Source organism: Halomonas marinisediminis (genome assembly GCF_004347715.1).
Lineage (GTDB): Bacteria > Pseudomonadota > Gammaproteobacteria > Pseudomonadales > Halomonadaceae > Halomonas > Halomonas icarae.
Genome location: NZ_SLTR01000005.1, coordinates 1 through 19,745, shown reverse-complemented (window position 1 = coordinate 19,745; position 19,745 = coordinate 1). Strand labels below are relative to the sequence as shown.

The following is a 19,745-nucleotide window of genomic DNA, read 5'->3' as shown; positions in this document are numbered from 1 at the left end:
TACGCGGGAAGTCCGGCCGCAAGAAGTGGCCGGACAAAGACAACTTGGACTAGAAGGGATAGCCACGCGGCGTATGCTGGACGCTGACCCATTGATCGGTGGTGTACTCCTCGATGGCCCAGTCGCCATTGAAGCGTCCCAGCCCCGAGTTCTTCTCGCCGCCGAATGCCACGTGGGCCTCATCGTTCACCGGCATATCATTGACGTGCGTCATCCCGGCCTGGATGCCCTGGGCGAAGCGTGCCCCGCGGGCCAGGTCGGCCGTGAACACCGCGCTGGAGAGGCCGTACTCGCTTGAGTTGGCGAGCGTCAGGGCGTGGGCCTCGTCGCGGGCCTTCTGGATGCCCACAAGCGGCCCGAAGATCTCCTCGCGGCTGATCTCCATGTCGGGAGTCACATCGCCGAACACATGGGGGGGGACCAGTTGACCATCGATCTCGCCCTCCAGCAGCACCGTGGCACCCTCCTCCCTGGCGGTGGCGATCTTCGCCTCGAGGCCCTCGCGCTGCTTGTCATTGATCACCGGGCCGACCACGGTGGCCATGTCGTCCGGGTCACCGACCGCAAGCCCCTTGACCTTGGCCACGAAGCGCTCCACGAAGTCGTCGTAGCGGCTCTCGTCGACGATGATGCGATTGACGGCCATGCAGATCTGCCCCTGATGCAGAAACTTGCCCATTGCCGCGGCATTCACTGCCTGATCGAGATCGGCGTCATCCAGCACCACGAAGGGGCTGTTACCGCCCAGCTCCAGGGCCACCTTCTTGATATGCTCGCCGCCGCTGCAGATCCTGCCGATGCGTCGCCCCACCGGGGTCGAGCCGGTGAAGGAGATCATCCGCGGCACCCGATGCTCGACGAAGGCGTCGCCGATCTCGCTGCCGGCGCCCACCACCACGCTGAGCAGCCCCCTGGGCAGCCCGGCCTCCTCGAAGATCCTGGCCAGCAGCAGGCCACCGGTGACCGGAGTATCGCTTGCCGGCTTGATGACCACGGCGTTGCCCAGCGCCAGCGCCGGGGCAACGGAGCGCTGGGAGAGGTGCAGTGGGAAATTCCAAGGGCTGATCACGCCAACCACGCCCAGCGGCTTGCGGTAGATGCGGTTCTCCTTGCCCGGCACGTTGGAGGCCAGCGTCATGCCATGAACGCGGCCCGGCATGCTGGCGGCCTCCTGGGTGATGCCGCGGGCCGCACCCCACTCCACGTTGGCCTTGAGGCGGGTGCTGCCCGACTCGCGAATCAACCAGTCGATAATCTCCTCCTTGCGCGCATCGAAGATCCCTACCACTCGCTGCAGCAGGGCGCTACGCTCGGTTGGAGACGTTGCCGCCCACTCGCTCTGGGCCCTCTCGGCCGCCAGGTAGGCGGCATCGAGATCGCTATGGTCCGCCAGTCGGATATCGAGCAGCGCGCTGCCATCATAGGGATTGGTCACCTCGACACGACGTTCGCTTGAGCCCTCGCGCCACTCACCCGCGATAGGCTGAAGCTGCAAGTCACAGTATGCAGTGCCCATATATCACTCTCCTAAAAAGCCATCTCGGAAAAGGGTTTCTATCGGATGCCAGGTTCGGTTCGCTTCGAGTGTATCAAGCACGATAGGCCGATAGCCGCCCGGGCGAATAGCAAAGGTAGCCTTGCCGCTGACGCACATCGGCCATATCAACCTGAACCCTTAACTGTTTAAGTCATTGAAAGATCGAGTATTTTGCGGGCCTGCTGCCAGGTCGCCACCGGGCGCTCGTACTTCTCGCACAGCGCCACCGCACGCTCGACCAGGGCCGCGTTGGAGGGCGCCAGGGTGTCGCGATCGAGGCGCACGTTGTCCTCGAGGCCGGTGCGAGTATGACCGCCGGCGGCGATGGACCACTCGTTGAGCTTGAGCTGGTTGGAACCGACACCGGCACCGCACCACTGGGCGTCGGGCGCCAGTCGCTTGAGGGTCTCGATATAAAAATCGAAGGTGGGCTTGTCCGCTGGCATGGCGTTCTTCACCCCCATCACGAACTGCACATAGAGTGGCGCCTTGAGTTTGCCCTGCCTGGAGAGGTTCACCGCCTGGTGGATGTGTGACAGGTCGAAGGCCTCGATCTCGGGCTTGACGCCATACTTGAGCATCTCTTCGGCCAGCCAGTCGACCAGCTGGGGCGAATTCTCGTAGACGCGGTTGGGGAAGTTGTTGGAGCCCACCGAGAGACTGGCCATGTCGGGCCTGAGCGGCAGCATGCCGCCACGCTCCTCGCCCGCCCCGGAGCGACCGCCGGTGGAAAGCTGCACGATCATGCCGGGGCAGTGCTTGTTCAAGCCTTCCAGCAGGCGAACGAACTTCTCCGGGTCGGAGCTGGGCGTCTGGTCATCGTTGCGCACATGACAGTGGGCGATGGTCGCCCCAGCCTCGAAGGCCGCCTGGGTACTTTCGATCTGCTCCTCGACGGTAATCGGCACGGCCGGGTTGTTTTCCTTGCGCGGTAGGCTGCCGGTGATGGCGACACAGATGATGCAGGGGTTGGACATGGCGACCTCTCTTGGTACCGAAGCGGTACCATGGCTCATTATCATCAGGGGGCGTCTCCCCCCGTGGCGTGTGCTCGACGCCGAAGACGCCGAACGCCGCCCCGGTGGGCGGCGCGGATGACCGGAACCCTGGAGGTCCAGGGCGCCGGGTCAGAAGTCGAAGAAGACCGTTTCACCCTCACCCTGCAGGCGAATGTCGAGGCGATAGCGCACCTTGCCATCGACCTCTTCACGCTTGGCAATAAGGGTCTGGCGACGTACCGGCGACTCGATGCGCGACAGCACCGGACACGCGGCATTAGCCTCGGCCTCATCATCGAAGTAGAGGCGAGTCTGCAGCTGGATATTGATGCCGCGGGCAAAGATCGCCAGGTTGATGTGCGGCGCCTGGGACTGACCACTGGCGTGGGCCACGGGGCCCGGCTTGACGGTAGTCAGTGACCACTCGCTGCCATGATCAAAGGTGGTGGCGGTTCTTCCGAAGCTGTTGAACGGCTTCTCGAGGTCGAATTCCGGCTGATACTCGCCGTTGCTATCGGCCTGCCAGGCCTCGATAAAGGCATCGCGGACCAGGTCGCCATTGCCATCGATCACGGTGCCGACCACCTCGATATGCTCACCCTCGGCCTCGGGGCGAGCCATCTCGTTCCAGATTTCCTCGTCGCGGGTCGGGTTGCCGGCAGCGGCCAGGGCCAGGCCGATATGCACGTAGGGGCCGGCGGTCTGGGAGGCGGTCTCACGCAGCATCAGTTCGCTGGTGGGTCGGGAATTCGGCTGGTTCATCTCGTCACCCCTGTTACTGATTTTCGAAGTAGGTCTGCAGTTCGCCGCGTACCACCAGGTCGAAGCGATAGGCCAGGCAGTCCATGGGCTTGCTGCGGGCCATGTCCAAGCGACCTATCATGGTCTCCACGGCTTCGGGGTCCTTGAGGGTGTGGACGATGGGACACAGCGGGATCAGCGGGTCGCCCTCGAAGTACATCTGGGTGATGAGGCGTGTGGAGATCGAGGGGCCCATCACCGACACGTGAATATGCGAGGGGCGCCAGCTGTTGGGATCGTTGGGCCAGGGGTAGGGGCCCGGCTTGATGGTGCGAAAGCGATACCAGCCCTGCTCATCGGTCAGGGTGCGCCCCACACCACCGAAGCTGGGGTCCAGCGGCGCCAGGTAGCTATCATTTCTGTGGCGATAGCGACCACCGGCGTTGGCCTGCCACATCTCCACCAGAGTATGAGGAACCGGCTTGCCGAACTGGTCGACCACGCGGCCGAACATGATGATGCGCTCGCCCTGGGGTAGCCCCTGGTTCTGGTCCTGACGAAAGTTCAGCAGCAGGTCATTATCGTGTGGGCCCATTCGCAGTTGACGAAAGTCGGGGCCGGAAAGCTCCGATACCGTGGGCTTCTGCATGCTGACCAGAGCCTGCTGTGGTGACCGGGCAACGGAGGTCTTGTACCCCGGGGCATAGGCCGGCGGGTGCCAGTTGCGGTCGCGCTCGACGAATCGCTTGCTGTCGTATTGCATTTCATTCCTCTCAGGGGAGATTACATTGACCCAGATCAGTCTGACGGTAGTCACACGGGCTGCCAATTGACACCTTGGGCCCCACCCATAACCCAGGAGTTATGGGGTGCCCGATGCCACTCCTCGCAGCGTCTCACAGAATGTCTCCAGCGCCAGCGAGGGCGCCAGGCTGGTATTGATGCATAACCCCACCGATCCCCCTCGCTCCTCCAGGGGCAGGGCCAGCTCGGCAAGCACTCCCGCGTCGACCGCCTCACATGCGGCCTCCTCCGGTGCCACCCAGACGGCATCGCTCCCCTGAACGTAGTGTTGGCCGATTGGAAGGGAAAGCGTCTCGAGTTGGCTCGTCGGCAGCTCCAAACCATGACGCACGAAGAAGCTGTCCACCCGCTGGCGTAGCGTGGTCTGAGGGGGCGGCAGCACCCAGGGGAAGCGCATCAACTGATGTGGTTCCAGATGAGCCTTGTCGGCGAGCGGGTGTCCGCTTCGTACCACCAGAACCAGGCGTTGGTAGAAGAGGTGCTCGAAGGAGAGATCGAGGATCTCCCGCGCCTCGGTCATGCGCCCCACCACCAGGTCCAGCTCACCACGGCGCAACCGAGAGAGCAGGAAGGCGCTGGGGCCGGTGACTACACTGACCCCGCTCTCACCCTCCATGCTCGCCTGCCAACGCAGGATCGCCTCCGGTAGCAACCGGCTCTCCACCGTGGAGAGAGCCCCGACACGCAACCAGCTGCCGGCATGTTCCTCGCCTAGCGCACCCACTCCCTCTTCCAGGGCACGCAGCGCCGGGCCGGCATGCCTCAACAGGGTCAGGCCGGCCTCTGTCAGGGAGACGCCACGGGGGGTCCGTTCGAAGAGGCTGGCATCGGTGATCTCCTCGAGCTCCCGAATGGTCTTGGAGACTCCCGGCTGAGTGATCGACATCCGCTCGGCGGCCCGGGCAAAGCTTCGCTGGCGAGCCACCTCCAGGAAGGCCTGGATATGACGGAGCTTGATCCGCGCATTGAGCACATCAGACCTCCTGTTATCGAGATGGCGACCTTACGGTATTGCCACATGCCATACGCTGGGCAACACGCTGGCCTGATATCGAAGCAGACCGGGGGTCACTCCGCCGTTTCGCCCCACCCCAGCTCCTTGGCCAGTGCGAAGGCGTGGTTGGCCGCCGGCACGCCGCCATAGATGGCCACATGCATCAGCACCTGGCGCAACTCCGACTCGGATAGTCCGATACGCTTCGCCGTCTTGAGGTGCAGGGTCAGTTCTTCACGCCCCAGGGCAGCAAGGATGCCGGTGGTGATCATGCTGCGCTCGCGACGGGTCAGGTCCTCGTTGCTCCACAACTCCCCCCAGGCCAGGCGGGTGATCATCTGCTGGAAGGGGGCGTCCAGGCTGTTGGCATTCGCGGTGGAGCGTGCCACATGCTCCTCGCCCAGTACCTGTTTGCGAGTAGCGAGACCGGTGGCATAGTCGACGCCTCTGGCACCCACGTCCCCCAGGTCCACGGCCAGCACCGCCAGCAGCTTCTCGGCAAACAGCTCCGGAACCTCCACGGAGGGCACATGACCCACACCATCGAGGATCTCCAGAGGAGCGCCATCGAGCTCTTCGGCCAGGGCCTCGAGAGTCGCCGGCGGGGTGGCCAGGTCCTCGCTTCCACCCAGCAGCTGTACCTTGACCCCCTTCCCCGACAGCTTGCCGGTGAAGGTGTCGCGACCCAGCATCTCGCAGAGCTTGGCGTAGGCCTCGTCGTCACCGCGCCCCATCTGGGTGCACCAGCCCGCCTTGAGGGCCGGCTCTGCCTCGAAGCAGGCGGGGGCGAACCAGCGCGGGACGATCTCCTCGGACATCGCCGCCAGTCCCTCCTGGCGCACCCGGCCAGCTCGGGTGTTCCACAGCTCGGCGTTGCCGATCACGGCTCCGGTGTTGGTCAGGGTGGCGGTAAGCAGGCGCTCTGCATGTTCGGCGATCAGCTGCTGGCCCACCGCACCTCCGATGGAGGTGCCGGCATAGTGGAAACGCTCGGCGCCGGCATGGCTAGCCAGAGCCAGAACCTCTTCGGCGAGTGCGGCAGGCGTGATGGCCCCTTCTCCCCAGGCCTGGCTGGCGCCATGGCCGGGCAGGTCCCAGGTCAGCACGCGATAGCGCGGCAGCAGCATCGGCAGCACGTCATCCCATACCGCCTGACTCATGCCCAGCGGATGCGCCAGTACAACCAGAGGATTGGCCTCGGCACCGAGCAGACGATAGGCGACGCTGCGCCCGTTGATAGTCAGAAATGCCATAAGAAGTCTCCTGTCATACCCGTTCGATCAGAGTCGCGATGCCCTGGCCCACGCCCACGCACATGGTGCATAGCGCGTAGCGCTTGCCGCTCTTCTGCAGCTCATGGGCGGCGGTCAGCAACAGGCGCGCACCGGACATGCCCAGCGGGTGCCCCAGGGCGATGGCGCCGCCGTTGGGATTGACCCGCGGGTCGTCGTCGGCAATTCCCAGGTCGCGCATGCAGGCCAACGCCTGGGCGGCGAAGGCCTCGTTGAGCTCGATCACCTCGATCTCATCGAGGGACACGCCGGTGCGGTCGAGCAGGCGGTTGACCGCCGGCACCGGACCATAGCCCATGATGCGCGGCTCGACACCGGCGGTGGCCATGCCGAGAATCTTCGCCATGGGGGTCAGCCCATGCCGCTCGACCGCGGCGGCACTTGCCACCAGCATGGCGGCGGCGCCGTCGTTGACACCGGAGGCATTGCCGGCGGTAACGCTGCCATCCTCACGAAAGGGAGTCGGCAGGCCGGAAAGCTTCTCGAGGCTGGTCGCGCGCAGATGCTCATCCTGGTCGAAGATCAGCGGCTCCTGCTTGCGGCGCGGGATCTCGATGGCGGTAATCTCTTCCTGGAACCGCCCGGCCTGCTGTGCCGCGGCGGCCTTCTGCTGGGAGCGCAGGGCGAAGGCGTCCTGGTCCTCACGGGAGATGCTGAACTGCTCGGCCACGTTCTCGGCGGTCTCGGGCATGGAGTCCACGCCATAGGCCTTCTTCATCTGAGGGTTGATGAAGCGCCAGCCGATGGTGGTGTCCTCGATCTTCTGCCCCCGGGAGAAGGCGCTATCGGCCTTGCCCATCACATAGGGGGCGCGGGACATGGACTCCACGCCACCGGCCAGGGCCAGGTCCATCTCGCCGGCCTTGATGGCACGGAAGGCCGTGCCCACGGCATCCATGCCGGAGCCGCACAGGCGGTTCAGGGTGGTACCCGGCACCGAGGTCGGCAGGCCCGCCAGCAACGCGGACATGCGTGCCACATTGCGGTTGTCCTCACCGGCCTGGTTGGCACAACCCATGAAAATCTCTTCTATGGCGGCAGGCTCAAGGCCCGGCGCCTCGGCCAATACCGCCTTGAAGATGGTGGCGGCCATGTCGTCGGGGCGCACGCTTGCCAGGGTACCGCCGAAGCGGCCCACGGCGGTGCGGCGTGGATGGCAGAGGAATACGTCGGTCATGTGACTCTCCTGATCGGCTTACTGGCCGGCATGGGCTCGTTCGGTACGCGCTTTCAGCTCGCGCAGGATCTCAAGCTCCTTCTCGCTGGGCTCGGGGGTATTCTCAAGCACCTCGGCGAAGCGAATCTCCCATCCAGTGGCCTCCTGGACCTGCTCGGGGGTGACTCCCGGATGGAGCGAGACCACGACCAATTCTCTGGTCTCGGGGTCGGGCTTCATCACACAGAGGTCGGTAATCACCCGGGTCGGCCCCTTGCCGATATTGGGTACGCCCTCACGGCCCTTGCCGTCGCGACCGAAGCCCAGCGTGGTGACGAAGTCGACCTCGTCCACGAAGGCACGCCTGGAGTGCTTCAGGGTGATAAACACTTCACCGGCATTCGTTGCGATCTCCGGCGCTCCCCCGCCACCCGGCAGGCGTACCTTCGGCTCTCGGTAGTCGCCGATCAGGGTAGTGTTGAGGTTGCAGTAGCGATCGATCTGGGCGGTGCCTAGAAAACCCACATCGATCTTGCCGCCCTGCAGCCAGTAGCGAAACATCTCCGGCACCGCCACGGTGGTCAGGGCCGTCTCGGCCAGCTCGCCGTCGCCGATGGAGAGCGGCAACACATCGGGCTTGGTCTGCAGGGTCCCGGACTCATAGATCAGCACCACGTCAGGGGCGTGGGTCAGGCGCGCCAGGTTGGCTGCCTCTGAGGGCAGGCCGATACCAACGAAGCAGGTGGTGCCGTTCTCCAGGGCACGGGCCGCAGTCACTGTCATCATCTCGGAAGAGGTGTAGTCCAGACGCTTATCGGCGGCACTCATCAGGCGTTTCCTCCTGCGTTCATGACATTCTCTTCGATCCAGGCCGTGAAGGTGTCGCGATCCCTGGCGATGGCATCCCACTCCTTGTAGAAGGCGTTGTTGCGCGGGTAGTAACCATGGGCATAGGAGGGCAGCGAGCCCTGCTCGGCCACGGCGATGGCGTCGATGGCCCAGCCGGGGAGGATGCAAGCGTTGGGGTGGTAGCCCGGCTCGCTGCGCAGATCCTCCACGACCTCCTCGACCGTAACGATACTCTTTCTGGCGGCCAGTACCGCCTCCTTCTGGACGCCGACGATGCCTTCCACCAGCACGTTGCCGGCGCGATCGGCCTTCTGAGCATGGACGATGGAGACGTCCGGACGCACCGAGGGTACCGCGGCCAGTCGCTCGCCGGTAAAGGGGCACTCGATAAACTTGATCTGGTCATTAACGCTCGGCAGTTCACTGCCTACATAGCCACGCAACACGGCCAGTGGCAGCCCCGCCGCACCGGCTTCGAAGGCGCAGGCCATGGCGGCATGGCTATGCTCGAGAATCTCGACCTTATGAGGCCAACCCTTTTCTACTGCGTCGCGCAGGCGATGCAAGGAGCCCACCCCGGGGTTACCGCCCCAGGAGAAGATCACCTTCTTGGCGCAGCCGGCGCCGATCAGCTGGTCATACACCAGGTCGGGCGTCATGCGGATCAGGGTCAGGTCACGCTTCTTCTGGCGGATCACTTCGTGGCCCGCGGCGAAGGGAATCAGATGGGTAAAGCCCTCCATGGCCACGGTAGCACCGTCCTCGACGTAGCGCGCCACCGCATCATGCAGGCTCAGGAACTCAGCCATGGGTCTATCTCCTGGCGGTTGCTCTTGCCAAAGTTCGCTTAGCGAACTTTGATTTGTGATACGAACAATCTACTCCGCCATTGCCCCCATCGTCAATTTGACTGCCTCTGAAATCACACGAGGGAGGCTCTGCCTCCCTCGTACCAAACGGTTAACTTCCTTTTATTTTCTAATATTTTAACTACCAAGCAACCAGTTCCTGGCACGCTGCACCTGATCCCTGCTGCTACCAAGGTACAAGGCGGGATTCGTTGCCCGGGCGACCGTCTCGGCTTCCAGTCGTCCCTGCACTTCGGGGTGGCAGTTGATGGCCTCGGCGTAGGCAATGTCTTGAAGACGCGCTGTTTCGGCGGCCTCGGCGCTGATCCGCTTGGCAACATCGGGCCCCAAAGCCGGCGCCAGCAGCTTGGCGACCGATTCCGCCATGATGCCCCCGCCCGTTACCGCCAGATTGCGACGCATCGCCTCGGGATGCACCTCCAGGCCCTCGAGCAGCACTGCCGCCTGCTCCAGCGCCCCTTCCAGCAACAGGGTGCTATCGATCAGCGGTGACCATTCGGCATGCCACTCTCCCAAACCCCGTTCCAGCGGCTGGGCAGCGGCGTTGAGCAGCACCGTGGTATGGCCATGTACCTGGCGGGCCGCACCGCGAATTAGCGCGCAGCGCACTGGATTGCGCTTGTGGGGCATGGAGGAGGACTCCCCCATGCCTGGAGCCGAAGGCTCGGCGACCTCGCCGACCTCCGTCTGGGTCAGCAGCGACACATCCAGGGCAAGTTTCTCGGCGGCTCCGGCCACCGCATCCAGGGCTGACCCCAAGGCGTGGACTGGCTGGCGGTCGGTATGCCAGGGCAGTATCGGAACATCGAGCCCCAACCGTACGGCGAGGGCGTCCATGAAGGCGAGCCCCAGGTTGTCCCCCCCAGCCCCTTCCAAACCAGAGTGCACGCCCACTGCCCCACCGAACTGTACCGGCAGTTCGACTGACGCCAAACGGCGACGCGCCTGCTCCAGTCCGACCGCCCAGTGTGCCACCTTGACCCCGAAGGTGATCGGCAGCGCCTGTTGCATCAGCGTTCGCCCCACCATCACCGTGCCGGCATGGGTCTCCATCAGCGAGATGGCGGCACTGCGGCATCGCACCAGCAGGAGATCCAGTGCCGCCAGGCGGGGCTTGAGCAGCAGCATCAATGCCGAGTCCACCACGTCCTGGCTGGTGGCTCCCTGGTGGAAGTAACGCTTGAGCTCATCGGGCAGTGCCGCCCGTGCCTGCTTGACGAAGGGAATGGCCGCATTGCCACCGCTGCCGATGCCGGCAACGATCGCCTCGCTATCGAAGACATGCGCCTCGAGGCTCTCGCGCATGGAACGACTGGCACCGGCTGGCACGGCGCCGCGGGCTTCCTGAACCTCGGCGAGGCCCAGCTCGAAGGCCAGCATGGCCTCCACCATGGCCTGGGAAGTGCACTGGCTCAGTGCGGTTTGGCTCATAAAGGGATGCTGCAGCAGTGAGGCAGGCATAGTGGTCTCTCGATATCGTTCGGATCGGGTCTGTTCGGAATCGGCCCTGGGCGATTTGGCCTGGCCAATCGACTAAAGCCCAACCACGCACACATGTTCGCGATTCGAACATCATGCTAGATTGGAGATCGACCCCGAGCAACCCAGCATGCCGCATGGATGGAGCGAATATGACACCCAAGGAAGACGTGCTAACCCCCGACGACCGCGATTTTGTCACCGCCCTGGCTAGCGGGCTGGAGGTGATCCTGGCCTTCGACGAAGCCCACCCTCGCATGACGCTCAGCGAGGTCGCCGCGCGTACCGGCATGAACCGCGCCCGCGCCCGGCGCTTCCTGCTGACCCTCCATGCCCTGGGCTATGTCAGCAAGCAGGGGCGAAACTTCGAACTGGCCCCTAGGGTACTGCAGCTCGGCTACGCCTTCCTGTCCAGCAACAACTATCGCAGCGTGATCCAGCAGGTGCTCGAAGATATCACCCAGCAGTGCGGTGAGTCCTCCTCGCTGGGGGTCCTCGACGGGGAGGCGATAACTTACGTGGCCCGCTCCTCTTCACCACATCGCCTGATGGCCATCACACTCTCGGTCGGTACCCGCCTGCCAGCGGCCCATACCTCCATGGGGCGCGTGCTGCTGGCCCAGTTGCCCGAGGCGGAGCTGGATGCTTGGCTCGCCCGCGTCACGCTGGAGAAGCATACCGACAAGACCATCACCGACAAGGGTGAGCTGAAGCGCTGCATCCTCGAGGTTCGCCGCCAGGGCTACGCCATCGCCGATCAGGAGCTCGACTCCGGACTGCGCTCACTGGCGGTCCCCGCCTTCGATGCCAATGGCAAGCTGTTGGGCGCCATCAATATCAGTACCAATGCCGCCCGGATCGATCACGACACTCTGATAGAGGAATATCTGCCACTGCTGAAGCAGAAGGCCCAGGTGATTCGCACCACCATCAGCTGATCTGCCAAGGAAGGCCCCATGCTGGAAATTCTGACGATCACACTACCGATCTTCGTCTTGATCGGCGTCGGCTTCCTGGCGGCGTTTTGCGGGCTGCTGTGTCGCGACAATATGCAGGGCATCGCGACCTTCGTGATGTTCTTCGCCCTGCCCTCGCTGTTGATTCGGGCCCTGACCGCCACCCCGCTAGAAGAAGCCTTGAATATCGGCTACCTGCTGGCCTATGGGCTTGGCTCGATGCTGGTATTCGCCGCGGGACTCGCCCTGTCGCGCTGGCGCGGCCATGCGCTGGACGCCGCGGCCATTCACGCCCTGGGCATGTCGGCGGCCAATAGCGGCTTTATCGGCTACCCGGTAGCGGTGATGGTTATCGGCGCACCGGCGGCGATATTCATGGCGCTTAACATGGTCGTGGAAACCCTGCTGATCATCCCCATGGCCCTCACCCTGGCCGAGGCCAGCCGCCACAACGGCGGCGGGCTTTCACGAGTCGTCCGCAAGACATTCGCCAGGCTCTCGCGTAATCCGGTGCTGATCGGCCTGCTGACCGGCGTGACCCTGGCCCTGACCGGCTGGCAGCTGCCTACCCCACTGAACAAGGCCATCGATATGCTCGCCGAGGCGGCCGGGCCGGCCGCCCTTTTCACCATCGGTGGCATGCTGCATGGCCTGAAGGCGCGTGGCATGGCGGCCGATATGGGGCAGATAGTGATCGGCAAGCTACTGCTACACCCCCTGGCGGTGCTGGCCTTCTTGCTTCTGCTTCCCGAGCCAGACCCGATGATGATTGCAGGCGGCCTGCTGTTCGCCTGCGCGCCGATGATCAGCGTCTATCCACTATTCGGCAAGCAGTTCGACCAGGGCGACACCAGTGCCGCCGCACTGATGGTAGGCACCCTGGCCTCCTTCCTTACCATCAGCCTGTCGATCTGGCTGCTGACCCAGGTCGGCCTGCTGCCCATCTAGCCACCTAGTTCGACCGCATCACCGCCTCCAGGGCGGCACGATAGCCCTGGCTGCCCAGCCCCGCAATGACACCATCGGCACGCAGCGAGACATAGGAGTGGTGGCGGAAGCTCTCGCGCCGGTGCACGTTGGAGAGGTGAACCTCGATGACCCGGCCGTCGAAGGCGTTGAGGGCATCGAGGATCGCCACCGAGGTGTGGGTATAGGCCGCCGGGTTGATGATGATCGCCGCGGTCCCGTCCAGGCGCGCCGCCTGGATCCAGTCGATCAGCTCCCCCTCGTGATTGCTCTGCCGACAGGTGATCTCCCAACCACCCAGGGCCGCCTGCTCATGAAGCGTGTTATTTATGTCGTCCAGGGTCTCATGGCCATAGACCTCGGGCTGGCGAGTGCCCAGCAGGTTGAGGTTGGGGCCATGCAGGACCAGTGCCTTGTTCATTGCTAGATATCCTTGGTAATAAACCCTTGGGCTGTTCCATCTATTCGTTCGGTTCGAGCAGCCGCTGCCACACCTCGATGACCGCCCGGCGATGATCCTGGAAGGCCTCGTCGCGACCGCGTGCCGGCTCGCGGGTAAGCGAGGCACGATGGGCGGCGCTGCGCAGCGCCAGGTAGGCCTCTCGCAGGCGCCGGCACTCCTCGGCCGGCAGTCGCTCGCTGCCCTCCAGCGTCTCGAGGATACGCATGTTGTCGCTCCACTCGAGCAGTGCCGGTGTCTCATGCCCCATGGCCAGCACGGCGTACTGACAGAGGAACTCGAGGTCGATCATGCCGCCAGGATCGTGCTTGAGATCGAACTCTCCCTCCGCGCTCTTGCCACCCAGATGATCGCGCATCTTGTGACGCATTTTGGTGACCTCCTCACGCAGCAGCGCCACGTCACGTTCACGCCCCAGAATCTCGCGACGCACGTCGTCGAAGCCTTCGGCCAGCCGTGCATCCCCGGCCACGACCCGAGCACGCACCAGCGCCTGGTGTTCCCAGGTCCAGGCCTCGCGGCGCTGGTAGTCCGCGTAAGCCTTGAGCGAGGTGACCAGCAGGCCGGAATTGCCCGAGGGGCGCAGCCGCATATCCACATCGAACAGCGTACCCGCGGGCGTCACCGCGGTGAGCAGATGGATGATGCGCTGACCGAGTCGCGTGTAGAAGATCGCATTGTCCAGCACGCGCTTGCCATCGGTCTCCCCCTGGGGAGCGCCATCGTGGATAAACACCAGGTCCAGGTCGGAGCCGTAGCCCAGCTCGATGCCGCCGAGCTTGCCATAACCCACGATCAGAAAGGCCGGCGTCGCATCGGCGCGGCTGCCATCGGCCAGCAGAGGAAAGCCGTGCTTGCGAGTGAGATGTTTCCAGGCCATGGACAACACCGCCTCGAGGATCACCTCGGCGATATAGGTGAGGTAGTCGCTCACTTTCATCAGATGACGAGTCCCGGCGATATCCGACGCGGCCACATGCAGCGTCTGGGCGTGCTTGAAGACTCGCAGGGCCTCCAGCTGAGCCTCCTCGTCCTCCTCGGGGATACGGCCCAGGGATTGGCGCAGCTCGTCGGCGAGCCTTGCCTTGTCGGCGGGAGTGTAAAGGGTATCGGGCGTCAGCAGCTCGTCGAGCAGGATCGGGTAACGGGCCAGCTGCTCGGCGATCCACGGGCTCGCCGAGCAGAGCGTCATCAGGTGCCCCAAGGCATCGGGGTTCTCGCGCAGCAGCGCCAGATAGGCGGTGCGCCGAAGTACCGACTCGATGAGTGGCAGCACGCGCTCCAGGGCAGTATCCGGCGCGTCACTCACGGCGACGGCATCGAGCAGCAGCGGCAGCAGGGCCTCAAGGCGCTCATAGCCGATGCGCTGCATGCCCTGCACCTGCCGCGAGTGATAGAGCGCCCCGAGTCGTCGTGCCGCGGCGGCGGGGTCGTTGAAACCCGCCTCCTCCAGGAGCACGGTCCTCTCCTCCTCGTCGAGCTCGCCCCGCCACAGTGCTCGCCACTGCTCCAGAGGAATGCCGCCGGCGGTCTCGTCGGCGACCTCCTCCACCTCCTCCTCGGGTTCGGCGATCACCGCATCGAAGTGATGACGCACCCGGCCGCGCACCTCGTCGAGGCACGCCATCAGTGCCGGCCACCCCTCCAGGTCCAGCGCCAGCGCGACCCGCTCTCGATCGAGCTCGTCGTCGGGCAGACACTGGGTCTGACGATCCTCCAGGGCCTGCAGCGCATGCTCCAGGTCGCGCAGGAAGACATAGTCGGGCATCAGCTCCTCGACCACCTCGACGGGCAGCAGTCCCAACTCGGGCAGGCGCTCCAGGGCGGTCTTCAAGGAAGTCACCTGCAGTTCAGTGTCGCGCCCACCGCGAATCAGCTGAAAGGCCTGAACCACGAATTCCACCTCGCGGATGCCCCCGGGGCCGAGCTTGATGTTGCCCTCCATGCCCTTGCGGCGCACCTCGCGATTGATCATGCCCTTGAGTTCGCGCAGCGACTCGATGGCCCCGAAGTCGAGATATCTGCGATAGACGAAGGGACGCAGGCCGGCCAGCAGCTCGGCACCGGCATCCAGATCGCCGGCCACCGGCCGCGCCTTGAGCATGGCGTAGCGCTCCCACTCGCGCCCCTGGTCCTGATAGTAGCTCGAGAGCGAGTTGAAGCTGCCGACCAGCGGCCCCCCGTCGCCCAGGGGGCGCAGGCGCATATCGACCCGGAAGGCGAAGCCGTCGGCAGTGACCGCATCCAGGGCGCCGATCAAGCGCTGCCCCAGCCTGGTGAAATACTCCTGATGCTCGAGGGACTTGCGACCGCCCTGCGTATCGCCCCCCTCGGGAAAGGCGAAGATCAGGTCGATATCCGAGGAGAGGTTGAGCTCGCCGGCCCCCAGCTTGCCCATGCCCAGCACCACCAGGCGCTGCTCATTGCCATCGCGGCGCGGGGCGGGACGACCCCAGCGCGGCGTCAGGAACGTCTCCAGCCAGGTCAACGCTGCCTCCAGACAGGTCTCGGCCAGCCGTGACACCGCCGCCGAGGTGGTCCACATGTCGGTATCCACGGGTCGTGTCAGGTCACGCCAGACGATGCCCACCATGCGCGCGCGACGGAAGCGCCGAATGACAGCATGCATGGAGGCTTCATCCTCGACCTCCTCGAGGCGCTCCTCGAGCCAGCCGTGCAGGGCGTCGGGATCCGGGGAGGCGTCAAGTTCGCCACTGGCGTCCAGGTGCATGAGCCAGTCGGGATAGCGCACCAGCGTCTCGGCCACGAAATCCGATATGGCCAGCACCCGGGCCAGTTGCTCGCGGCGCGGCTCGGCGAGGCCGAGCCAGTCTTCCAGAGGGGAGTCGCGGTCGGTCATCTCCGCCAGGTGTTCGGCCTCCCCCAGCGCCTCGGCGAGCCGCTCCCGAGTGTGCTCCAGCGGCGCCCTGAGGGGTTCGGGAATGTCGTTCAGTGGCAGGAAGTCTTCGGGCAGAGGCATCGGCGTCTCGCGTCCAGGGTGGCGAATACCCCCAGCATAGCGAAGCGAGGCCCCCGCTGGCACCCGCCTGGTCGATGTATCAGCCGAAGAGTTTCTGACCCAGCAGCAGCAACCAGGTCAGGCCGGCCAGCAGCAGCGACACCATGACCGCGGCAGATCCCAGATCCTTGGCACGCCCGGAGAGCTCGTGATGCTCGGGGCCGATACGGTCCACGATGCTCTCGATCGCGCTGTTGAGCAGCTCCACGGCCAGCACGACCAGGCCGCTACCCAGCAGCAGGATCCACTCCACCGGCCCATCGCCGAGCCATCCGGCCAGCGGCAGCAGCAGCAGGAACAGGACCAGCTCCTGTCGAAATGCCGCCTCGTGAAACCAGGCAGCCTTCATCCCCTTTATCGAGTATCGGGTGGAGTGCACCAGGTGACGCCAGCCGGTATGTCCGGGTTTCATCGTCTCTTCCTTGTATCTTGCTTGGAGCGTTGATCAGCTCATTCAGTGATTGTCGATCATGCGTTCGAGGTCCACCGCCAGGGGATCCAGCACTTCGGACCAGCTCAGGTAGGGAGTGCTGTCGGTACCGTTGATCAGCACGCTGAAGGCGCCCCAGCGACCGCGGGCGGTGCGAAAGTAGCCACTCACGGCCCTCACCGTCACCGGCTGGTTGAGGGTGCCGGTCTTGAGCATCACGTGCCGCTGGAAGGTATCGGAGCCACGCCGAATAAAGCGCATGACACCATTGGCCGGCGACTGCAGGGTGGCCACGAAGCTGGGGAACAGGGAGGGGCGGTGGTAAAGGCTATCCAGCAGGGCATTGGCGCCACGCGCCGAGGTGCGATTCTCCGGGGTCAGTCCACTCCCGCTGAACAGGGTCACCGGCCCATGTTCGGGAATGCCGGCCACGAAGGCTTCGATGGCGGCCCCAGCCGAGCGCAGGTCAGCACGTGGCGCCTCGACCAGGTTAAGGGCCAGCATATCGGCCATATAGTTGTTGGAGTAGTTCATGGTGCGAAGCAGCAGTTCCTGCAGCGGCTTGCCATCCACGGCGGCCAGCGTAGTCGCTTCGGATGATGGAGCCTGCTGGGTCGTATCCGCCCCGCCACTCACGGCGATGCCGGCTTGGTCGAGCATCGCCAGCAGCGTCAACGCCATCTGGTCGGCCGGATCGGCGCTGGCCCGATAGATATCGCGAGGATGGGCATTGGTGGAGATCTGGCCGCTCAGCCGCATCACGTCGCGGCCATCGCGGGTGATACGCACCGCGCTGATCTCGGTGCCGCTGTTGTCCGGTCGGGTCACCACCCCATTGTCGATGGCCAGAATGGCCACCTGGCTATCACAACCGGTGACAATCGCCGGCTCTCCTGGTGTATCCGCGGGAGCCACATTGACACACCAGTTGCCGTAGTTGACCCCGGCCGAGGAGAGCAGCGCACTGTAGGCATGGCGCGTGCGCTCTCGCGCCTCACAACGGTCGTAGGTGAGGCACTCCACGGGACCGAAACGCCACTGGCTGACCAACAGTCTGCCGTTTACCCTGCGCACTCCCGCCTGATAGAGACGCTGCACCAGACGCCACAGATCTTCACTGGTCAACGCCGGGTCACCACCGCCATCGAGAATTAGATCGCCCTGCAGAACTCCATGGCTATCTGGCTCCCGTGTACTGACCAGTCGAGTGGTGAAGCGGTGCTGTGGTCCCCAGCGATCCAGCGCGGCCGCGGCGAGGTAGTTCTTGCTGACCGACGCGGGGGACAGCAGGCGCTGCGGTTCGATGGCGGCCAGTACACGATCCTCATCCAGCAGCCTGGCTTCGGCACTGATCCGGAACCCCTTGTCGAGTAAACGTGAGAGAGTCTCGAAGTCGGAAGCGTGGACAGGCAGGATGAGACACAGCAACAGCAGGGCAACGGCAGAACGCAGGCAACAGCGCATGACAGGGCTCATTGGCGGGTGAATGTGGGCCTTCAATGGGCAGAGACGGTAGAGAAAATCTGAATCACCGCGACACCGCCAATGATCATGGCGATCCCCAACAGTGCCGGTAGATCCGGCTTCTCACCATAGAGCAGAACGCCTGCCATGGTCACCAGCACAATGCCTAGCCCCGCCCAGATGGCGTAGGCGATCCCCACCGGCACAGTGCGCAGGACAAGGGCTAGCAGGTAGAAGGCGAGGCCATAGCCCACCACCACGGCCACACTCGGTCCCAATCGGGTGAAACCCTCAGAGGCCTTGAGAGCGGTAGTCCCCACCACCTCGGCGACGATGGCCAGGGCCAGGTACAGATAGCTCATCGACACCTCTCCTGAGTCAGCCGGCGGTGCATGATGCGGTCGAAGGCCGTATTGAAGACCAGCGCATAGCATAAGAAGAACAACATAAAACCAAGATCCAGCCAGAATGCCTCGACCAGTCCGATCTGAAGCCACCACGCCACCACCGGCAGTGTCATGATCAACAGCCCCAGCTCAAACCCGCCCGCCTGGGCGATTCGCTGCCACACGCTGCGACGCCGAGTCGGCACCCAGCTATCGAACAGCCGATTCCAGATCAGGTTCCACAGCATCGCCGCACTGGCCAGGCCCACGGCCAGCACCCCGATGGCGCCACTATCGTGACCGGTCAGCGCGCTGCTTGCCGGGATCACGATCGCCAGTCCTAATGCTTCGAACAGCACCATATGAGTCAGGCGCTCTCGCCAAGAACGCATCGGTCTCTCCTTGCCATCAACACATTGCTTTCGGGGCCAGCACTTGCAGGGCTATCGCACCGCCCAGGCCTTCGCAATCAGCTCCGGGCGATATGATAGCTCGAGCGCCAGGCGCCATAGTGGCTGACCACTGAGATGATATTTCTGCTCGAAGGGCGTCAGATACTCTCCCGCTGGATCCAACGCCTCGATCTCGGCGGCAGTACCGGTTGCATACCCTAACCCCAGCAAAAACTCCTCGACATACAGCCGCCAATTGGAGCGCAACTCCAGCCGTCCACCCAGCGCCAGAATAAACGGGAAGACCGGATGGCCATGCCAGCGCAGCTTGAGAAGTGACGCCTTGGGGTAAGGGTTTGGATAGAGCAGGTAGTGACGTGCCGGCCGCCAGCCGGCCTGGAAGGCAAGCCGCCAGAAGTCAGCCAGGTCGGCCCTGACCAGCATGGCATTCGTCGGCAAGGGGCCATGATCTCGACTCAGCCGGCTCTCGCTGCGATCTACCCCGATGACGGCATGATCGGGGAAGGCCTCCGCCAGCCGACGGGTCGAAAGACCTACACCACAGCCGGCATCCAGGATCAACGGCATGTCGCTGCGTGCCTCCCTCCATCGAGCGGCGGAGGCAAAGGCTTCTCGAGTATGCTCGGCGACAGGCTTGCGCCAGGGATACTCCAGGGCACGCGCCACGCGTGTCTCGAGGCCCTGGTGAGGACCCGCCTGATTGGTAACGATGCGGCGAGAGGTGGCTTGCATGACGACCTGCTGCGATACGGAACGAGCACTGATTCTACCAGCCTCTCCTATTCCCCGCTCGGACTGCACCGTCATCTCGGCAAGCCTCCAACATGAAAAAACCCCGAGCAACTGAATGCCCGGGGTTTTCTCGGTATAAGTGCCTGACGATGACCTACTCTCGCATGGGGAGGCCCCACACTACCATCGGCGCAGAGCGG

The 19,745-nt window shown here is 64.3% G+C and carries 19 protein-coding genes; 2 read left to right on the top strand and 17 right to left on the bottom strand.

What is annotated here, in order from left to right:
• Positions 1-49 precede the first annotated feature (49 nt).
• From E0702_RS05450 to E0702_RS05405, 10 genes are all read right to left on the bottom strand, one after another.
• Complete coding sequence (locus E0702_RS05450) at positions 50-1,516, bottom strand: aldehyde dehydrogenase family protein (protein ID WP_132041970.1); 1,467 nt, start codon at positions 1,514-1,516, stop codon at positions 50-52.
• Between the two features lie 167 nt (positions 1,517-1,683).
• Positions 1,684-2,514, bottom strand: coding sequence for a 3-keto-5-aminohexanoate cleavage protein (locus E0702_RS05445; RefSeq protein ID WP_132041969.1), 831 nt, complete (start codon positions 2,512-2,514; stop codon positions 1,684-1,686).
• A 150-nt stretch (positions 2,515-2,664) separates the two neighbouring features.
• Positions 2,665-3,297, bottom strand: a complete 633-nt coding sequence (gene pcaG / locus E0702_RS05440) for a protocatechuate 3,4-dioxygenase subunit alpha (RefSeq protein WP_205741889.1) — start codon at positions 3,295-3,297, stop codon at positions 2,665-2,667.
• A gap of 13 nt (positions 3,298-3,310) precedes the next feature.
• On the bottom strand, positions 3,311-4,039 hold the full coding sequence (gene pcaH, locus E0702_RS05435; protein WP_132041968.1) for a protocatechuate 3,4-dioxygenase subunit beta: 729 nt from the start codon (positions 4,037-4,039) through the stop codon (positions 3,311-3,313).
• 99 nt (positions 4,040-4,138) lie between these two features.
• Positions 4,139-5,053: a pca operon transcription factor PcaQ gene (gene pcaQ / locus E0702_RS05430; RefSeq protein WP_132041967.1), complete on the bottom strand. Its 915-nt coding sequence runs from the start codon at positions 5,051-5,053 to the stop codon at positions 4,139-4,141.
• 95 nt (positions 5,054-5,148) lie between these two features.
• Complete coding sequence (locus tag E0702_RS05425; RefSeq protein WP_132041966.1) at positions 5,149-6,327, bottom strand: alpha/beta fold hydrolase; 1,179 nt, start codon at positions 6,325-6,327, stop codon at positions 5,149-5,151.
• A gap of 13 nt (positions 6,328-6,340) precedes the next feature.
• Positions 6,341-7,543 carry a 3-oxoadipyl-CoA thiolase gene (gene pcaF, locus E0702_RS05420; protein WP_132041965.1) on the bottom strand — a complete coding sequence of 401 codons (1,203 nt, stop codon included), beginning with the start codon at positions 7,541-7,543 and terminating at the stop codon, positions 6,341-6,343.
• A gap of 18 nt (positions 7,544-7,561) precedes the next feature.
• Complete coding sequence (locus E0702_RS05415; RefSeq protein WP_132041964.1) at positions 7,562-8,350, bottom strand: CoA-transferase subunit beta; 789 nt, start codon at positions 8,348-8,350, stop codon at positions 7,562-7,564.
• Complete coding sequence (locus E0702_RS05410) at positions 8,350-9,180, bottom strand: CoA transferase subunit A (protein ID WP_132041963.1); 831 nt, start codon at positions 9,178-9,180, stop codon at positions 8,350-8,352. The genes E0702_RS05415 and E0702_RS05410 overlap by 1 nt, the downstream gene beginning before the upstream one ends.
• Before the next feature lie 177 nt (positions 9,181-9,357).
• A complete protein-coding gene (locus tag E0702_RS05405) occupies positions 9,358-10,671 on the bottom strand; it encodes a class-II fumarase/aspartase family protein (RefSeq protein ID WP_306766905.1) in 1,314 nt (437 codons plus the stop codon).
• A gap of 200 nt (positions 10,672-10,871) precedes the next feature.
• On the opposite strand from E0702_RS05405, the gene E0702_RS05400 reads away from it, so the two are divergent.
• Together E0702_RS05400 and E0702_RS05395 are read left to right on the top strand one after the other, a co-directional pair.
• Positions 10,872-11,657, top strand: a complete 786-nt coding sequence (locus E0702_RS05400) for an IclR family transcriptional regulator domain-containing protein (protein WP_132041961.1) — start codon at positions 10,872-10,874, stop codon at positions 11,655-11,657.
• Between the two features lie 18 nt (positions 11,658-11,675).
• The gene (locus E0702_RS05395) at positions 11,676-12,623 is read left to right on the top strand and encodes an AEC family transporter (protein WP_132041960.1); all 948 of its coding nucleotides are present in this window, start codon (positions 11,676-11,678) and stop codon (positions 12,621-12,623) included.
• A 4-nt stretch (positions 12,624-12,627) separates the two neighbouring features.
• Here E0702_RS05395 and aroQ read toward each other — a convergent pair whose 3' ends face one another.
• The 7 genes from aroQ to trmB all read right to left on the bottom strand — a co-directional run bounded on the left by aroQ (position 12,628) and on the right by trmB (position 19,545).
• Entirely contained in the window at positions 12,628-13,062 is a 435-nt protein-coding gene (gene aroQ / locus E0702_RS05390) for a type II 3-dehydroquinate dehydratase (RefSeq protein ID WP_132041959.1), read from the bottom strand.
• Between the two features lie 40 nt (positions 13,063-13,102).
• Positions 13,103-16,081, bottom strand: a complete 2,979-nt coding sequence (gene glnE / locus E0702_RS05385; protein WP_132041958.1) for a bifunctional [glutamate--ammonia ligase]-adenylyl-L-tyrosine phosphorylase/[glutamate--ammonia-ligase] adenylyltransferase — start codon at positions 16,079-16,081, stop codon at positions 13,103-13,105.
• 79 nt (positions 16,082-16,160) lie between these two features.
• Positions 16,161-16,532: a diacylglycerol kinase gene (locus E0702_RS05380; RefSeq protein WP_132041957.1), complete on the bottom strand. Its 372-nt coding sequence runs from the start codon at positions 16,530-16,532 to the stop codon at positions 16,161-16,163.
• Between the two features lie 42 nt (positions 16,533-16,574).
• Entirely contained in the window at positions 16,575-18,014 is a 1,440-nt protein-coding gene (gene dacB / locus E0702_RS05375) for a D-alanyl-D-alanine carboxypeptidase/D-alanyl-D-alanine endopeptidase (RefSeq protein WP_165927487.1), read from the bottom strand.
• Between the two features lie 32 nt (positions 18,015-18,046).
• Complete coding sequence (locus tag E0702_RS05370; RefSeq protein WP_132041955.1) at positions 18,047-18,376, bottom strand: DMT family transporter; 330 nt, start codon at positions 18,374-18,376, stop codon at positions 18,047-18,049.
• On the bottom strand, positions 18,373-18,792 hold the full coding sequence (locus tag E0702_RS05365; protein WP_132041954.1) for a PACE efflux transporter: 420 nt from the start codon (positions 18,790-18,792) through the stop codon (positions 18,373-18,375). The genes E0702_RS05370 and E0702_RS05365 overlap by 4 nt, the downstream gene beginning before the upstream one ends.
• A gap of 51 nt (positions 18,793-18,843) precedes the next feature.
• Positions 18,844-19,545: a tRNA (guanine(46)-N(7))-methyltransferase TrmB gene (gene trmB / locus E0702_RS05360; RefSeq protein ID WP_132041953.1), complete on the bottom strand. Its 702-nt coding sequence runs from the start codon at positions 19,543-19,545 to the stop codon at positions 18,844-18,846.
• Between the last annotated feature and the right edge of the window lie 200 nt (positions 19,546-19,745).

What these genes read in the sequence shown, in the direction of transcription:
- E0702_RS05450 (WP_132041970.1), bottom strand. Translation starts at nt 1,516, where the DNA reads ATGGGCACTGCATACTGTGACTTGCAGCTTCAGCCTATCGCGGGTGAG.
- E0702_RS05445 (WP_132041969.1), bottom strand. Translation starts at nt 2,514, where the DNA reads ATGTCCAACCCCTGCATCATCTGTGTCGCCATCACCGGCAGCCTACCG.
- pcaG (WP_205741889.1), bottom strand. Translation starts at nt 3,297, where the DNA reads ATGAACCAGCCGAATTCCCGACCCACCAGCGAACTGATGCTGCGTGAG.
- pcaH (WP_132041968.1), bottom strand. Translation starts at nt 4,039, where the DNA reads ATGCAATACGACAGCAAGCGATTCGTCGAGCGCGACCGCAACTGGCAC.
- E0702_RS05425 (WP_132041966.1), bottom strand. Translation starts at nt 6,327, where the DNA reads ATGGCATTTCTGACTATCAACGGGCGCAGCGTCGCCTATCGTCTGCTC.
- pcaF (WP_132041965.1), bottom strand. Translation starts at nt 7,543, where the DNA reads ATGACCGACGTATTCCTCTGCCATCCACGCCGCACCGCCGTGGGCCGC.
- E0702_RS05415 (WP_132041964.1), bottom strand. Translation starts at nt 8,350, where the DNA reads ATGAGTGCCGCCGATAAGCGTCTGGACTACACCTCTTCCGAGATGATG.
- E0702_RS05410 (WP_132041963.1), bottom strand. Translation starts at nt 9,180, where the DNA reads ATGGCTGAGTTCCTGAGCCTGCATGATGCGGTGGCGCGCTACGTCGAG.
- E0702_RS05405 (WP_306766905.1), bottom strand. Translation starts at nt 10,671, where the DNA reads ATGAGCCAAACCGCACTGAGCCAGTGCACTTCCCAGGCCATGGTGGAG.
- E0702_RS05400 (WP_132041961.1), top strand. Translation starts at nt 10,872, where the DNA reads ATGACACCCAAGGAAGACGTGCTAACCCCCGACGACCGCGATTTTGTC.
- E0702_RS05395 (WP_132041960.1), top strand. Translation starts at nt 11,676, where the DNA reads ATGCTGGAAATTCTGACGATCACACTACCGATCTTCGTCTTGATCGGC.
- aroQ (WP_132041959.1), bottom strand. Translation starts at nt 13,062, where the DNA reads ATGAACAAGGCACTGGTCCTGCATGGCCCCAACCTCAACCTGCTGGGC.
- glnE (WP_132041958.1), bottom strand. Translation starts at nt 16,081, where the DNA reads ATGCCTCTGCCCGAAGACTTCCTGCCACTGAACGACATTCCCGAACCC.
- E0702_RS05380 (WP_132041957.1), bottom strand. Translation starts at nt 16,532, where the DNA reads ATGAAACCCGGACATACCGGCTGGCGTCACCTGGTGCACTCCACCCGA.
- dacB (WP_165927487.1), bottom strand. Translation starts at nt 18,014, where the DNA reads ATGCGCTGTTGCCTGCGTTCTGCCGTTGCCCTGCTGTTGCTGTGTCTC.
- E0702_RS05370 (WP_132041955.1), bottom strand. Translation starts at nt 18,376, where the DNA reads ATGAGCTATCTGTACCTGGCCCTGGCCATCGTCGCCGAGGTGGTGGGG.
- E0702_RS05365 (WP_132041954.1), bottom strand. Translation starts at nt 18,792, where the DNA reads ATGCGTTCTTGGCGAGAGCGCCTGACTCATATGGTGCTGTTCGAAGCA.
- trmB (WP_132041953.1), bottom strand. Translation starts at nt 19,545, where the DNA reads ATGCAAGCCACCTCTCGCCGCATCGTTACCAATCAGGCGGGTCCTCAC.